This is a genomic window from Bradyrhizobium sp. OK095, assembly GCF_900109945.1.
Classification (GTDB): Bacteria; Pseudomonadota; Alphaproteobacteria; order Rhizobiales; family Xanthobacteraceae; genus Bradyrhizobium.
In genome coordinates, this window is the sequence record NZ_FOBX01000009.1 from 163985 (window position 1) to 176522 (window position 12538).

The 12538-nt window shown below is 64.0% G+C and carries 15 protein-coding genes; 3 read left to right on the top strand and 12 right to left on the bottom strand.

Annotated elements, in window-relative coordinates:
• Window positions 1-37 precede the first annotated feature (37 nt).
• From BMW89_RS23975 to uvrC, 7 genes are all read right to left on the bottom strand, one after another.
• Window positions 38-1093, bottom strand: a complete 1056-nt coding sequence (locus tag BMW89_RS23975) for a YihY/virulence factor BrkB family protein (RefSeq protein ID WP_092029489.1) — start codon at window positions 1091-1093, stop codon at window positions 38-40.
• A 1-nt stretch (window position 1094) separates the two neighbouring features.
• Window positions 1095-1694, bottom strand: coding sequence for a hypothetical protein (locus tag BMW89_RS23980; RefSeq protein WP_092029764.1), 600 nt, complete (start codon window positions 1692-1694; stop codon window positions 1095-1097).
• A gap of 84 nt (window positions 1695-1778) precedes the next feature.
• Window positions 1779-2738, bottom strand: a complete 960-nt coding sequence (gene prmB, locus BMW89_RS23985) for a 50S ribosomal protein L3 N(5)-glutamine methyltransferase (RefSeq protein ID WP_092029490.1) — start codon at window positions 2736-2738, stop codon at window positions 1779-1781.
• Entirely contained in the window at window positions 2738-3220 is a 483-nt protein-coding gene (locus BMW89_RS23990; protein WP_092029491.1) for a molybdenum cofactor biosynthesis protein MoaE, read from the bottom strand. Before BMW89_RS23990 ends, prmB begins: the two co-directional genes overlap by 1 nt.
• 3 nt (window positions 3221-3223) lie before the next feature.
• Entirely contained in the window at window positions 3224-3475 is a 252-nt protein-coding gene (moaD, locus tag BMW89_RS23995) for a molybdopterin converting factor subunit 1 (RefSeq protein ID WP_092029492.1), read from the bottom strand.
• A complete protein-coding gene (gene pgsA / locus BMW89_RS24000; protein WP_092029493.1) occupies window positions 3472-4089 on the bottom strand; it encodes a CDP-diacylglycerol--glycerol-3-phosphate 3-phosphatidyltransferase in 618 nt (205 codons plus the stop codon). Before pgsA ends, moaD begins: the two co-directional genes overlap by 4 nt.
• 94 nt (window positions 4090-4183) lie before the next feature.
• On the bottom strand, window positions 4184-6244 hold the full coding sequence (gene uvrC, locus BMW89_RS24005; RefSeq protein WP_092029494.1) for an excinuclease ABC subunit UvrC: 2061 nt from the start codon (window positions 6242-6244) through the stop codon (window positions 4184-4186).
• 253 nt (window positions 6245-6497) lie between these two features.
• On the opposite strand from uvrC, the gene BMW89_RS24010 reads away from it, so the two are divergent.
• Window positions 6498-7121 (top strand): outer membrane protein, encoded by a 624-nt coding sequence (locus tag BMW89_RS24010; RefSeq protein WP_092029495.1) that lies wholly within the window; start codon window positions 6498-6500, stop codon window positions 7119-7121.
• Window positions 7122-7207: 86 nt separating this feature from the next.
• On the opposite strand, the gene BMW89_RS24015 is transcribed toward BMW89_RS24010, so the two are convergent.
• From BMW89_RS24015 to BMW89_RS24030, 4 genes are all read right to left on the bottom strand, one after another.
• Entirely contained in the window at window positions 7208-7423 is a 216-nt protein-coding gene (locus BMW89_RS24015) for a cold-shock protein (protein WP_092029496.1), read from the bottom strand.
• A 266-nt stretch (window positions 7424-7689) separates the two neighbouring features.
• The gene (locus BMW89_RS24020) at window positions 7690-8550 is read right to left on the bottom strand and encodes a 23S rRNA (adenine(2030)-N(6))-methyltransferase RlmJ (RefSeq protein ID WP_092029497.1); all 861 of its coding nucleotides are present in this window, start codon (window positions 8548-8550) and stop codon (window positions 7690-7692) included.
• Between the two features lie 54 nt (window positions 8551-8604).
• Window positions 8605-9309, bottom strand: a complete 705-nt coding sequence (locus BMW89_RS24025) for a ribonuclease T2 family protein (protein WP_092029498.1) — start codon at window positions 9307-9309, stop codon at window positions 8605-8607.
• A 119-nt stretch (window positions 9310-9428) separates the two neighbouring features.
• Window positions 9429-9890: a hypothetical protein gene (locus BMW89_RS24030; RefSeq protein WP_092029499.1), complete on the bottom strand. Its 462-nt coding sequence runs from the start codon at window positions 9888-9890 to the stop codon at window positions 9429-9431.
• 182 nt (window positions 9891-10072) lie between these two features.
• Between BMW89_RS24030 and BMW89_RS24035 the strand changes: the two genes are divergently transcribed.
• Window positions 10073-10378, top strand: a complete 306-nt coding sequence (locus tag BMW89_RS24035; RefSeq protein WP_092029500.1) for a hypothetical protein — start codon at window positions 10073-10075, stop codon at window positions 10376-10378.
• A gap of 44 nt (window positions 10379-10422) precedes the next feature.
• Window positions 10423-10953 carry a DUF3617 domain-containing protein gene (locus BMW89_RS24040; protein ID WP_092029501.1) on the top strand — a complete coding sequence of 177 codons (531 nt, stop codon included), beginning with the start codon at window positions 10423-10425 and terminating at the stop codon, window positions 10951-10953.
• 180 nt (window positions 10954-11133) lie between these two features.
• Here the strand turns inward: BMW89_RS24040 and BMW89_RS24045 are convergent, their stop codons facing one another.
• Window positions 11134-12522: an ATP-binding protein gene (locus BMW89_RS24045; protein WP_092029502.1), complete on the bottom strand. Its 1389-nt coding sequence runs from the start codon at window positions 12520-12522 to the stop codon at window positions 11134-11136.
• Window positions 12523-12538 lie beyond the last annotated feature (16 nt).

The following is a 12538-nucleotide window of genomic DNA, read 5'->3' on the forward strand; positions in this document are numbered from 1 at the left end:
CGGTCAGGCCGGAGGAACTCCGGCCTGGCGACCGCCGTCAGGGAGCAATCGTGGCCTGCCGCTCGATCTCGGAATTCAGCTCGGCGCCGAACATGATCACGATGGCCGACATCCACATCCACGTCATCAAGCCGATCGCCGCGCCGAGCGAGCCGTAAGTCGCGCTGTAATTAGCGAAGGCCGAGAGATACCAGGACAGCAGTGCCGAGCCGACGAGCCAGAGCAGCGCGGCCGCGACGGCACCGATGCTCAACCATTGCCAGCGCGGCGCGTCGCGGCTGGGTGCAAAGCGATAAAGGATTGCGAGCGCGCCCAGCAAAATGACGAGCAGCAGCGGCCATCGCACAAGCGCGACGATCAGCTTGCTCTCGGGGGCAATGCCGAGATGATCGAGCGCCAGCGGAAAGGCGACCACGGCGCCGACCATCAGCAGCAGCGCGGCGATGCTACCGACCGTGAAGGTCAGGGACATCAGGTTTAGCTTGATAAAACTGCGCTTCTCGCGCGCCTCATAGGCGACGTTGAGGGCGTCGAAGATCGATTTGACGCCGGCATTGGCGCTCCAGATCGCGAGCACGAGGCCGAACGTGAACGTGGCGCCGAGTGCGGTATTGCCTTTCGAGACCACGCGCGCGACCTGATCCTCGACGATCTGGAACGTGCCCGTCGGCAGCATCAACGCAAGCGTCTGCAGATTGTCGCTGACGGTCGAAGGATCGGCGAACAATCCGTAGGACGAGACCAGTGCGGTCACAGCGGGAAAGATCGCGAGCAGCCCGAAGAACACGACGCCGCCGGCGGTTGCGAGCAGGCGATCCTCGTCGATACGTTGATAGGTGCGCCAGAGAATGTCCTTCCAGCCGGCCCAAGGGATCGCGAACGGACTTTTGGCGCGGCGGCCGTGGCCAGGCTGCAGAGCCGCGCCCACTGGGCTCGTTTCCGGTGAATTTGCTTCACCATTGCGATAGTCGTGCGGTGGCCCGGAGCGGACGAGTCCGGATTCCTGAAAATAGCGTTCTGCGGTCAGCACCAAGACGGCCGTGGCGGCAACCAGCAGCCACGAGTCGAGCTGCTCGGTCCGCCGCGCGCGCATGTCAGGCGTCCAATCCGTGTCCGTGGCGCCTGCGTCGCGCGGCGGTGAAGCCGAGTAGCCCGACGGCTGCGAGCATCACACCAAGTTGCACGGGGCGGTTCGGGCGAGCCGACGAGGCCTTGCCGCCATGGCTGCGTTCTTGGCTGCGTTCGCCCGCCGCAAGCGGTGCCAGAGGAATCGCTGTCGCCACCTCCTTGACCGCCTGCTTGACCGTCCCACGCGGGATCCGTGGGGTGGCGATCGCCACCCGCAGGCGGCTGGCGAGCGGCAAGATCGGTCGGGTCCGACGATTCATCTGGGCCATGGCGACGCCGGCGCAGGCCGCGGCCATCGCCAACAGCACGACCGTAACGGCACCAAAACCCCCGAATTGTCCGTATGTGATCGCGATCCAGCGGTACAGGGCGATCAGGCCGACGAAAAAAGCCGCGACAACGAACAGGGCCGCCACCGCGAACAGTCCGCCGGCGACTGCGTAAGACGTTACCTTGCCGGTCGCGTGGCTGGTGCGGTCACGCAGATAAGATTGCGTGGCGCGCTTGAGATGGTTGAGTTTCAGCGCCATGCCGGCGCGCAGCAATTCGCCCGATGGTGCGAGCATGCGGACATCCTCCAAGACATTCGTCGGGGGATGAACGTGACGGGATTTGACTTGTTCCGCGCGGAGCGCAGCTGTCGTGATGGATCAGCCGAGATCCGCGGCCGAAATCCAGAACACCTCGCCCTCGGAGTCTTCGGTGTCCAGCCAGAGCAACGGCAGCTCCGGAAACGCCTCGTCGACCAGGTCGCGGCCGCGGCCGATCTCGCAGATCAGCCCGCCATCCGGCGTCAGGTAATCGGGCGCCTCGCGCAGGATGCGGCGCACGACGTCGAGACCGTCCGGGCCGCCGTCGAAGGCGAGTTTTGGCTCGGCCCGGCATTCCGGCGGCAGCGCGGCCATGCCTTCGGCATCGACATAGGGCGGGTTGGTGATGATCAAATCGTATTTGTTGCCGCCGAGCGGGGCGAACAGATCGCCGCGATACAGGCTGATCCGGTCATCAAGCCCATGTTCGCTGACATTTCGTGTGGCGACTTCGAGTGCGCCCTTGGAGATGTCGACGGCGTCGACCGCGGCATTCGGGAAATGGTACGCGGCAAGGACGGCGAGACACCCTGAGCCGGTGCAGAGATCGAGCACGCGTTCGACGGCCGTGGGGTCGTCGATCAGCGAGCCTGCCTCGCTATCGGCGCCGAAATGCGACTCCAGCAACTCGCCGATGAAGGAGCGCGGAACGATGACGCGCTCGTCGACATAGAACGGCAGGCCGCGCATGTAGATCTTGTTGACGAGATAGGCGGCCGGTTTGCGCGTGGTGACGCGCTGATGGATCAGGTCGAGGATGGTCTTGCCTTCCGCGGCTGCGACGCGGGCATGGGCAAAACCCTCGAACTGGTCGGGATTGAGATGCAGCGCCTCGCCGATCAGGAAGGCGGCTTCCGAAACCGGATCGGTCGTGCCATGGGCAAAGGCGAGCTTGGCCTCGACAAAGCGGCTCACCGCATAGCGGACGAAATCGAGCAGCGTGAGAAGCTCGCTGGGGCCGACTTTGGCGAACTTTGGTGCAGCGCGGCTGCGCACGGTCTTTTTCGAAACTCTCACCATCAGGATTTCGTCCAGCGTGCGGCGGCTTCGTCGTCACGGGTGTGGGCCTCGACCCAGCCGGTGCCGGTGGCGCTCTCTTCCTTCTTCCAGAACGGCGCGCTGGTCTTGAGGTAATCCATCAGGAACTCAGCTGCCTGGAACGCGCCCTGGCGGTGCTGTGACGCCGTCAGCACCAGCACGATGTTCTGGCCGGGCATGAACCGGCCGACGCGGTGGATGATGGTGACGCCGTTGAGCGGCCAGCGCGATGTGGCTTCGTCAGCATGGCGCTTGATCTCGTCTTCCGCCATGCCGGGATAATGTTCGAGCGTGAGCGCAGAAACCTTCGCGCTGTCGTCGTCCGCGCGGCAGATGCCGGAGAAGCTGACGACGGCGCCGATGTCGGTGCGGCTTTTGGTCAGCATCGCGATCTCGCGCGCGATATCGAAATCGTCTTGCTGGATGCGGATGGTGACAGAGCAGGCAGTGACAGGGGAGATCATGGCCTAGCCGCCGGTCATCGGCGGGAAGAACGCGATCTCGCGGGCGCCGGCGATGGCGGCGTCGGACTTGACGTGTGTGTGGTCGATCGCAGTGCGGATGACCTTCGGCTTCTCGAAGGCGTAGGCATAGGCCTCGCTGCGGCCGGACAGCCAGGCGATCAGCTCCTCCACGGTGCGGACGGTTGCGGGCGGCTCGATGGTTTCTTCCGCCTTGCCGACGCGCTCGCGCACCCAGGCGAAATACTTCACCTTCATCCCTCATCCTCCTTGATGAGGTGATGGATGCCGGCGCGGAAATAGTCGTAGCCGGTGTACATGGTCAGGATCGCCGAGGCCCACAGCAGCGCCAGTCCGATCATCGAGACCATGGGCAGCACCTCGTCGCCGGCAGGTCCAGCGAGCAGGAAGCCGATGGCGATGAGCTGGACGGTGGTCTTCCACTTGGCGAGCTTGGTCACGGGAACGCTCACCCGCAGCGCGGCGAGATATTCGCGCAGGCCCGAGACCAGGATCTCGCGGCACAGGATCACGATGGCGGCCCACAGCGACCAGCCATGGATGATGCCGTCGGCGGCCAGCATCAGCAGGCAGGAGGCGACCAGCAGCTTGTCGGCGATCGGATCAAGCATCCGGCCGAACGCCGATTGCTGATTCCAGATTCGCGCGTAATAGCCGTCGAGGTAATCGGTCACTGCCGCCGCGATGAAGATGGCGACCGCGACCCAGCGCAACCACAGCGGCTGATCCAGAATCGATTGTGCATAGATGCACCCGATCACGACCGGGATCGCGGCGATCCGGCCATAGGTCAGGAGATTCGGGAGGGACATCGCGCGGCTGGTCGTCCCTCGTGTCGTGGCGATGTTCATCCGTCCTACCAATACCGCTCAAGCCTGAAGGTCAACCGTCCGCTCCCAAATGGGGTGCGGGATGCGACGACCATATGACTACGGTCCCCTAAGTTCACCCCGGCTGGGGATGGAAATATTCGAAAATCCTGCGGGCGCTCTCGGCGCTCACACCCGGAACCTTGCCGAGATCGGCCATCGAGGCCCGTTCGATCTCCTTCAAGGTTCCGAAATGATGCAGCAAGGCACGTTTGCGTGACGGGCCGATGCCCGGAATCTCCTGCAAACCGGCCTCGCGGATGTCCTTCTTGCGCAGCTTGCGGTGTGAGCCGATGACGAAGCGGTGGGCCTCGTCGCGCAAGCGCTGGAGGAAATAGAGCACGGGGTCGCGCGGCTCAAGCTTGATGGCCTCGCGCTCCGGCATGAACAGGGTCTCCCGGCCGGCATCCCGGTCCGGCCCCTTGGCGACCGACATCAGCGACACCTGGGTCAGGCCGAGATTGGTAAAGATCTCCCGGACGGCGTTGAGCTGACCGCGGCCGCCGTCGATGATGACGAGGTCGGGCCATTGCGGGAAATCGTCGTCCTTGGCCTTGCCAGCCGCGTCCTCGGGCGGATTGATCAGGCGCTTGAAGCGGCGCTCCAGCACCTCGCGCATCATGCCGTAGTCGTCGCCGGGCGTGAGCCCCTCCGACTTGATGTTGAACTTGCGGTACTGATTTTTGACGAAACCATCAGGGCCGGCGACGATCATGGCGCCGACCGCGTTGGTGCCCTGGATGTGGCTGTTGTCGTAGACTTCGATGCGCTTGGGCGAATGCGGCAGGCTCAGCGTCGTGGCCATGGCGTCGAGCAGGCGGCTTTGCGTTGCGGTATCGGCGAGCTTGCGGCCGAGCGCCTCGCGCGCATTGGTCAGCGCGTGGGCGACGAGCTCCTTCTTCTCGCCGCGCTTGGGCGTAGCCACCTCAATCTTGTGGCCGGCCTTGATCGACAGCGCGTTGGCAAGCAGTTCGCTCTCCTCGATCTCGTGCGAGAGCAGGATGTTCTTCGGCGGTGGCTTGTCGTCGTAGAACTGGGCGAGGAAGGATCCTAGCACTTCCTCCGGCGTATAGGTCTTCTCCGCGCGCGGGAAATAGGCGCGGTTGCCCCAGTTCTGGCCAGTGCGGAAGAAGAAAACTTCGACGCAGGAAAAGCCGCCTTCCTGGTGGATCGCGAACACGTCGGCCTCTTCCACCGTGCGCGGATTGATGCCCTGCTGCGACTGGATCGCCGACAGCGCGGCAAGGCGGTCGCGGTAGAGCGCGGCGGTCTCGAATTCGAGCTCGCCCGCCGCCTTCTCCATCTCGCCGGCAAGCTCCTGCTTCACCGCCTGGCTCTTGCCGGAGAGGAAGTCGCTCGCCTCGCGCACCAGCGTCGTATAGCCGGGGAAGTCGATCTCGCGGGTGCAGGGACCGGCGCAACGGCGGATCTGGTAGAGCAGGCAGGGCCGCGAGCGGCTCTCGAAGAAGGAATCCGTGCAGGAGCGGATCAGGAACGCGCGCTGCAACGCCGTGATGGTGCGGTTGACGGCGCCGGCCGAGGCGAACGGGCCAAAATAGCGCCCGGGCCGCGACTGCGCGCCACGGTGCTTGAGGATCTGCGGCGCCCAATGGTCGCCGGTGATCAGGATATAGGGAAACGATTTGTCGTCGCGCAGCTGCACGTTGAAGCGCGGCCGCAGCTGCTTGATGAGGTTGGCTTCCAGCAGCAGCGCTTCGGTCTCGGTGTTGGTCGAGATGATCTCCACGGTCACCGTGGCCGCGATCATGCGCAGGATGCGCGCCGGCTGCGGCGCACTCTGGCGCGCATAATTGGACAGCCGCTTTTTGACGTTCTTGGCTTTGCCGACATAGAGCACGTCGGCGTTCGCACTGAGCATGCGATAGACGCCGGGCGAGGTCGGGGCGAGCCGGACCGCGCGCTCGATCGCCTCGTGGCCGGTTGCGAGCGGCTCCTCGCCGATCGCACCGCTCTCTTCCAGGATGTCAGGCAGCAGCGCATCGTCCTCGTCGTCACCGCCTGCCGCCGCGGGATCGACGTCCGGCGCCGCCAGCCCCTCGGGTGGGGCGTCGGTCGCAGCAGTTCGCGGCGCCTTGTGCGCGCGGTCGTCCGGGTCGTCGGTGGAATCGTGAACCATGGTGCGAATTTAGGCGCTGGGGGTGCCGATTTGAAGTTCCGGCGATGCGGCACGCACAGGATGGCGGCGCAGTTCCCGGTAACGCTTGCTTAAGCCTGTTAACAGCGCGGTAACGGGTCTTAACAGGCCTTTAACTTAAAACTCTCGATAAATCTTACGCGAAAAAGTGGTGGTTCCGTAACCATGCGGTTTTGCCTCGCGCGGCGGCGCGGGCATCGCACCCCGGTTACGGCAGTTGCGTTGGAGAGTACCGATGAAGAGGTTCGTTGTGTGCGCAGCCGCGTTGGTTGCTGCCGGCTGGACAGCTTCGGCAGGCGCCGCGGATATGAATTACGGGCAGCGCGCGCCCTATACCGTCAATCAGCCGCTCAACGCCTATAGCTGGGCGGGCCCGTATCTCGGCGCCAATCTCGGCTATGAGTGGGGTTCGGTCAGCAGCAATCCGGCAAAGCCGTCCGGCTTCGTCGGTGGCGTGCAGGCCGGCTACAATTTCCAGAACGGCCCATGGGTGTTCGGCGTCGAGGGCGATATCCAGGCCGCTGGCGCCGACGATACATTCGCGCCGTGGAAATTTTCAAATCCCTGGTTCGGCACCCTGCGCGGCCGCGCGGGTTACAGCGTCGGCAACGTGTTGGTCTATGGCACTGCCGGTCTCGCCTTCGGCGAGCTGCGCTCGCAGACCTTCGGCTGGACGGAGTCGCACACCAGCGCTGGCTGGACCATCGGTGCCGGCGCGGAAGTGGGCTTTGCGCAGAACTGGAGCGCCAAGCTCGAATATCTCTACATCGATCTGTCGACGAGCCAGTTCGCAATTACAGGCGTGTCAAACGGCTATAGCGCCAGCGTTGTGCGCGCAGGCGTGAACTATCACTTCTGATAGCTGAAGAAGAAAATACCGGACTACGACTTCCCGGCCGCTTGCGGCCGGGATTTTTTTGCGCCAGGTGTTTTGCGTGAGGCCCGCTAGGAAAGGATCACGAGATCCACAGCCTTCGGCCCCTTCCCCTTCTTGTCCGGTTCGACCTCGAATGTAATGCGCTGTCCTTCGGCAAGGTCCTTTAGTCCGGCCCGCTCCACAGCAGTAATGTGAACGAAAACATCGCGACCACCGTCATCCGGTTTGATGAAGCCGTAGCCGCGTTCGCCGTTGAAAAACTTAACCGTTCCCGTCATGGCCATCGGGAAACTCCCCCTCATTGCTCCTCCGTCGCGACGCAGACTCACGTCGCGACATGACCGGGCCTTACGAAGCCCGGGAGAGCTGGCCATCCTTGGGCGGGCCTTATCGGCCCGATTGGATCTTTCTTAGGCCTTCACTCCGCCGCAACCATTCGCGGAAGCGGAACGTAAAGCCAGTCACGGAAGCAGCATAATACGGTTCGTTGCAGATTGACTACCGCTACTGCATATTTTTCCCAAGAATGCCGGAGTGTTACGGCTTGGTATTAAGGCTTGGGCACCTCTAATCGGAATCTGGCAGCGCCGCCTTGTCCGAGCGGGATTTCCAGTTCGGGCAAGATGGTCTTCAGCTCGCCCTGCAACGTGTAGGGCGGATTGACGATCAACAGCCCGGCCGAGGTGAGGGCTGCGCCATCGACTTGCGGCGCGGCACTGAATTCGAGACGCAAGCAATTCCCCGCCGGCTTTGCTGCGGCTGCGAGACGCGCCACTGTTTGCACCAGCGTGTCGGTGGCGCGGCGACTTTTGGCGGGATACCAGATTACATAGATACCGGTCGGCCATTTGGCGAAGGCGGCCGAGAAAGCCTCGCCCAACCGTTCGAACTCGTCCTTTGCCTCGAACGGTGGGTCGATCAGCACGAGGCCGCGCCGCTCCTTCGGCGGCACGAAGGCCGGCAGCGCCATCCAGCCGTCGAGATCGACCACGCGGGCCTGTTCGTCGTGGCGCAGCAAGCCGATCAGCGCTTTCCGCGCCTTCGGCTCGATCTCGCAGGCGACGAGGCGGTCCTGCGGCCGCATCAGGCCGCGCGCGATCAGCGGCGAGCCCGGATAAGCCCTAAGCTCGCCCTTCGGATTGAAGGCGCGGACGATGTCGAGATAGGGTTTTGTCAGCGCTACGGTCTCGTTCGAGAAGCGCGCCTGCATCAGCCGTGCAATGCCGGTCAGCCACTCGCCGCTGCGCTGCGCCTCGTCGCTTTCGAGATCGTAGAGCCCGGCGCCGGCATGAGTGTCGATGATTCGGAACGCCCCCGGCTTGTCCTGGAGATAGGTGATGATGCGCGCCAGCACGATGTGCTTGATGACATCAGCGAAGTTGCCGGCATGGAAGGCGTGGCGGTAATTCATGGGAAGAGCACTACGCCACGTGACGGCCTGAGCAAAGAGGCACGAGAGCTGTGGTTACCCACCCCTGATCGGCGGCATCGTCAGCTGGTCGCGGCGGCAGGCGCGGCGGTCGATTTCCTCGCAGGCGCGGAATTGCAAATCCTTGCTCAGGCAGATGCGGACCTCGGAAAGTCGCGTCCGGTTGCAAGTGACCGAGACGGCGGCATTGCTCAGGCCCGGATTGGCCTTGATGAAGGCCTCCTCGACGTCTGCAGGCGCCACGGTCTTGGCCTGTGACAGGTCGAGATACTCGGCCGGAATCTTGATCGCGGCGCGGGCTTTCCGGATCGTCTCGAAATAATTGCGGTCGGTCAGCCCGGAGCAGGTGCCGTGCTTGTCCCATTCGTTGAAGATCAGGCCCGGCGCCGGCATCAAATCGAGCATCGAGGAGACGATGCTGCGATTCAGCCGCGGCGATGGCCGCTGGCAATATTCCGGAAAACCGTTCTCATATTGCGGCCACAGCCCGTGCACCACGAAAGCGTAGGGCCGGCCGCTGCATTGGGTCTGGGAGCGGCCGCCGCGCTCGGCCGCCTCTTCGCAGAACGAGGGCGACCACGACAGCGACAGGACATAGAAATCGAATTCGCCGGGGGCGTTCTGCCGCCGGTCCTGGGCTTTCGCACCGCCCGCCAGCGCGACGAGCCCGACGGCAAGGAGCAGGGCAAGCGTCAGCGAGATCATCAGGCGGGAAAACGAATGCAATCTAAAATGAAACATGGCAACGCCCCTCAACTAGACTGTGTAATAAGCCTAGCAGGCAACAAGAACATTTCAAGAACAAATTTCGGGCGGCAGGCTGTCGGCCGCTTGATCAGCCCGAATCAGGGCTTTTCGAATCAGGGTTTGGCGGCGCGGCAGGCCGGATTGTAGGCCCAGTTGCGGTCGAGGCCGACCACGCACCATTCGACGCCCTGGCCGTAGCCCGCGAAGCCGCCGTCCTCGACGATCGAGAAATGCACCTTGCGCATCTTGCCGTCAGTGAGCATGGCCTCGCCGGTGCAAAAGCGGCGCGGAATGTTGTCGGACTGCCAGGGCCGGAACGCGACCTCGTGAACGGCGGCGAAGCCGGTGATCTTCAACGAGGAATTCCAGAACGAGCTTTCCTTCTCCCAGAACTGGGTCGCGATCGTCGGCAGCGCCTTGTCGCAATCGGCGACGGCGCCGTCATAGCGCGGCCCACTCAGCCAGAAGTTCAGCTCCAGCGGATTGGCGGCCCTGGCCTCACTGAGCGACAGCGCCCCGAACATGAGGCCGAACACGGCAGCAAAGCGGAGCGATTTCAGGGAGAGGGCGCGCATGGGCAATCCAGACAGCATGATCTGCGAGGGTCGGACGGTGCCGCGAAGGCCGGGCGGGGTCAAGTGCAGCGCGGCAACACTTCGCCAGGAGTTGACCATAACGTCGCAGCCGGCAGGGCTTCAGTTCTTTCCACTTCCGTCCCGGCACCGTAAACTGGCCCCAACCAATTGGAGTAACGGGAATGCGAATCATTGCGGCCGCGGGCCTTCTTGCCGGCCTGGTTGTCTCGGGTATCACGGCGAGCCAGCCGGCGCGCGCCGATCTCCTTCCGGTGCCTCCGTTCAAGGGCAACGACACCGGCGGCATCATCGCCTATTCGATGGCGACCCAGACCGATGCACGGCAGGTCGCGGTCGATCACTGCGCGCGCTACGGCAAGGTCGCCAAATTCCTCGCGGTGCAAGCCTATGAGGGCGGCTATATCTCGTTCTCCTGCCGCTGGGTGCCCTATGGCGCCGCCGATCAGCCGATCCGCACTTTATACTGAGGCACTTTCGTAACCTCGCAATCTCTCAGCCGGGAGCTTCCCACATGACGCGCAAACTCGCTTTGCTCGGCTCGGCCCTCTGCCTTGTGTTGTCGGCAGGCGCGGCCTGCGCCGACGATCTGCCGGTACGCAAGGCCGGCCTGTGGGAATTGAAGATGGTCAGGAGCGGCTCGGCGATGCCTGATATGACCATGCAGCACTGCACCGACGAGACCGTCGACAAGGAGATGAGCAACAACGTCTCCCCGATGGCCAAGCAGATCTGCGCCAAGCAGGACGTCAAGAAGACCGCGACCGGCTATATCAGCGATTCCGAATGCAACATCGCCGGCATCAGCACGACCTCGCACGCCGAGATCACCGGCGATTTCAACTCGGCCTACACGGTGAAGACCTCGTCGCACGCGCAAGGCGGCGCAGCCGGCGCGGCTGGCCGCGATACCGCCATGACCCTTGAAGCGAAGTGGCTGGGCGCCTGCAAGCCGGAGCAGAAGCCCGGCGACATCGTGATGCCCGGCGGCTTCAAGATGAACGTGCGCGACATGGACAAGCTGAAGGCGTTGTTGCCGAAGTAGCTGAGAGCGAGTCCGTAGCCCGAAAAAAGGTGCGCTCCCTCGCCCCGTTCTTACGGGGAGAGGGTTGGGGTGAGGGGCCTCTCTCCGCGCATGAGATCGCTGACGGACCTGTACCCCCTCACCCGGATCGCAAGAGCGATCCGACCTCTCCCCGCAAGCGGGGAGAGGTGAAGTGCCAGGCTACACCGGTATCCGCACGCTCGCCTTTAATCCCCCCATCGGGCTGTCGCCGAGGGTGATGTCGCCGCCGTGTGAGCGGGCGATGTCGCGGGCGATGGCAAGGCCAAGGCCGGTGCCGCCTTCGTCCTGGTTGCGGGCGTTGTCCAGCCGCAGGAAGGGCTTGAACACCTCTTCGCGCAAATGAGCGGGAATGCCGGGGCCGTCGTCGTCGATCGTGACGGTCAAATAACGGTGATCGCGATGACCGGTGATGGCGATGGTCTTGCCGTAGCGCGCCGCGTTGGTGACGAGGTTGGCGAGGCAGCGCTTGAACGAGGCCGGCTTCACGGTGACCACGGGCAGGCCATGGAATGCCACGGTCGCGGTATGGCCGTGGCGCTCGGCGTCGCTGCGCAGCTCCTCGAGCGCCTGCGACATGTCGGTCGGCTGCGACTGCTCGCCGGAATCGCCGCGGGCGAAGGCAAGGTAGTCCTCCAGCATCATCGACATCTCGTCGACGTCCTTGCGCATACCCTCCATCTCGGGGTTGTCGCCGATCAGCGCCAGCTCGAGCTTGAAGCGGGTCAGGATGGTGCGCAAATCGTGGCTGACGCCGGCGAGCATCGCGGTGCGCTGCTCCATCGTGCGCTCGATGCGCGACTTCATTTCGAGGAAGGCTATCGAGGCGCGCCGCACCTCGCGCGCGCCGCGCGGCCTGAAGTTCGGTGCCTCGCGGCCCTTGCCGAAACTTTCCGCGGCGTCCGCTAGCCGCAGGATCGGCTTGATCTGGTTGCGCAGGAACAGCACTGCGACGATCAGCAGGATCGAGGACGTGCCGACCATCCAGAACAGGAAGATCTCCGAATTCGAGGCATAGGCGGCGCTGCGTTGCGCGAACACGCGCATCACGGCGTCGTCGAGCTGGATGCGGATCTCGACGAGGTTGGAGCGGCCGACCGTGTCGATCCAGAACGAGCGGCCGATCTGGCGGCCGAGCTGTACCGACAGCGTCTGGTCGAGCAACGAGAAGAACGGTTTTGGTCCCGGTGGCGGCATATCGCCGGCGGGCAGGAAATCGACGACGAGGCCGAGCCGCTGCTGCGCGATGCGGCGGATCTGGTCGCGATCCTTGTCCTGTGGATAGCCCTTGTAGACGTCGATCAGCGCGGCGATGTCCTGCACCACCGCGGCCGACAGGCGGCGCGTCACCGTGTTCCAGTGCCGCTCCATGAACACGAAGGCGACGACCGACTGGAGGATCACCATCGGCACGATCATGATGAGCAGTGCGCGGGCATAGAGGCCGGTCGGCATCCAGCCCTTGAACGCGTTGCCCATCCAGCCATTGGCGCGCGAAACGCGGCCGGCGGCGCTCTTCAGAAGCGTCAGGCTGGTATCGATCGTGCTCATCGGTCGCGTTTCACTG

What these genes read in the sequence shown, in the direction of transcription:
- BMW89_RS24035 (WP_092029500.1), top strand. Translation starts at nt 10,073, where the DNA reads ATGCGAATCATTGCGGCCGCGGGCCTTCTTGCCGGCCTGGTTGTCTCG.
- moaD (WP_092029492.1), bottom strand. Translation starts at nt 3,475, where the DNA reads ATGAAGGTGAAGTATTTCGCCTGGGTGCGCGAGCGCGTCGGCAAGGCG.
- BMW89_RS23975 (WP_092029489.1), bottom strand. Translation starts at nt 1,093, where the DNA reads ATGCGCGCGCGGCGGACCGAGCAGCTCGACTCGTGGCTGCTGGTTGCC.
- BMW89_RS24040 (WP_092029501.1), top strand. Translation starts at nt 10,423, where the DNA reads ATGACGCGCAAACTCGCTTTGCTCGGCTCGGCCCTCTGCCTTGTGTTG.
- BMW89_RS24045 (WP_092029502.1), bottom strand. Translation starts at nt 12,522, where the DNA reads ATGAGCACGATCGATACCAGCCTGACGCTTCTGAAGAGCGCCGCCGGC.
- BMW89_RS24025 (WP_092029498.1), bottom strand. Translation starts at nt 9,309, where the DNA reads ATGTTTCATTTTAGATTGCATTCGTTTTCCCGCCTGATGATCTCGCTG.
- prmB (WP_092029490.1), bottom strand. Translation starts at nt 2,738, where the DNA reads ATGGTGAGAGTTTCGAAAAAGACCGTGCGCAGCCGCGCTGCACCAAAG.
- BMW89_RS23990 (WP_092029491.1), bottom strand. Translation starts at nt 3,220, where the DNA reads ATGATCTCCCCTGTCACTGCCTGCTCTGTCACCATCCGCATCCAGCAA.
- BMW89_RS24010 (WP_092029495.1), top strand. Translation starts at nt 6,498, where the DNA reads ATGAAGAGGTTCGTTGTGTGCGCAGCCGCGTTGGTTGCTGCCGGCTGG.
- BMW89_RS24020 (WP_092029497.1), bottom strand. Translation starts at nt 8,550, where the DNA reads ATGAATTACCGCCACGCCTTCCATGCCGGCAACTTCGCTGATGTCATC.
- BMW89_RS24015 (WP_092029496.1), bottom strand. Translation starts at nt 7,423, where the DNA reads ATGGCCATGACGGGAACGGTTAAGTTTTTCAACGGCGAACGCGGCTAC.
- uvrC (WP_092029494.1), bottom strand. Translation starts at nt 6,244, where the DNA reads ATGGTTCACGATTCCACCGACGACCCGGACGACCGCGCGCACAAGGCG.
- BMW89_RS23980 (WP_092029764.1), bottom strand. Translation starts at nt 1,694, where the DNA reads ATGCTCGCACCATCGGGCGAATTGCTGCGCGCCGGCATGGCGCTGAAA.
- pgsA (WP_092029493.1), bottom strand. Translation starts at nt 4,089, where the DNA reads ATGAACATCGCCACGACACGAGGGACGACCAGCCGCGCGATGTCCCTC.
- BMW89_RS24030 (WP_092029499.1), bottom strand. Translation starts at nt 9,890, where the DNA reads ATGCGCGCCCTCTCCCTGAAATCGCTCCGCTTTGCTGCCGTGTTCGGC.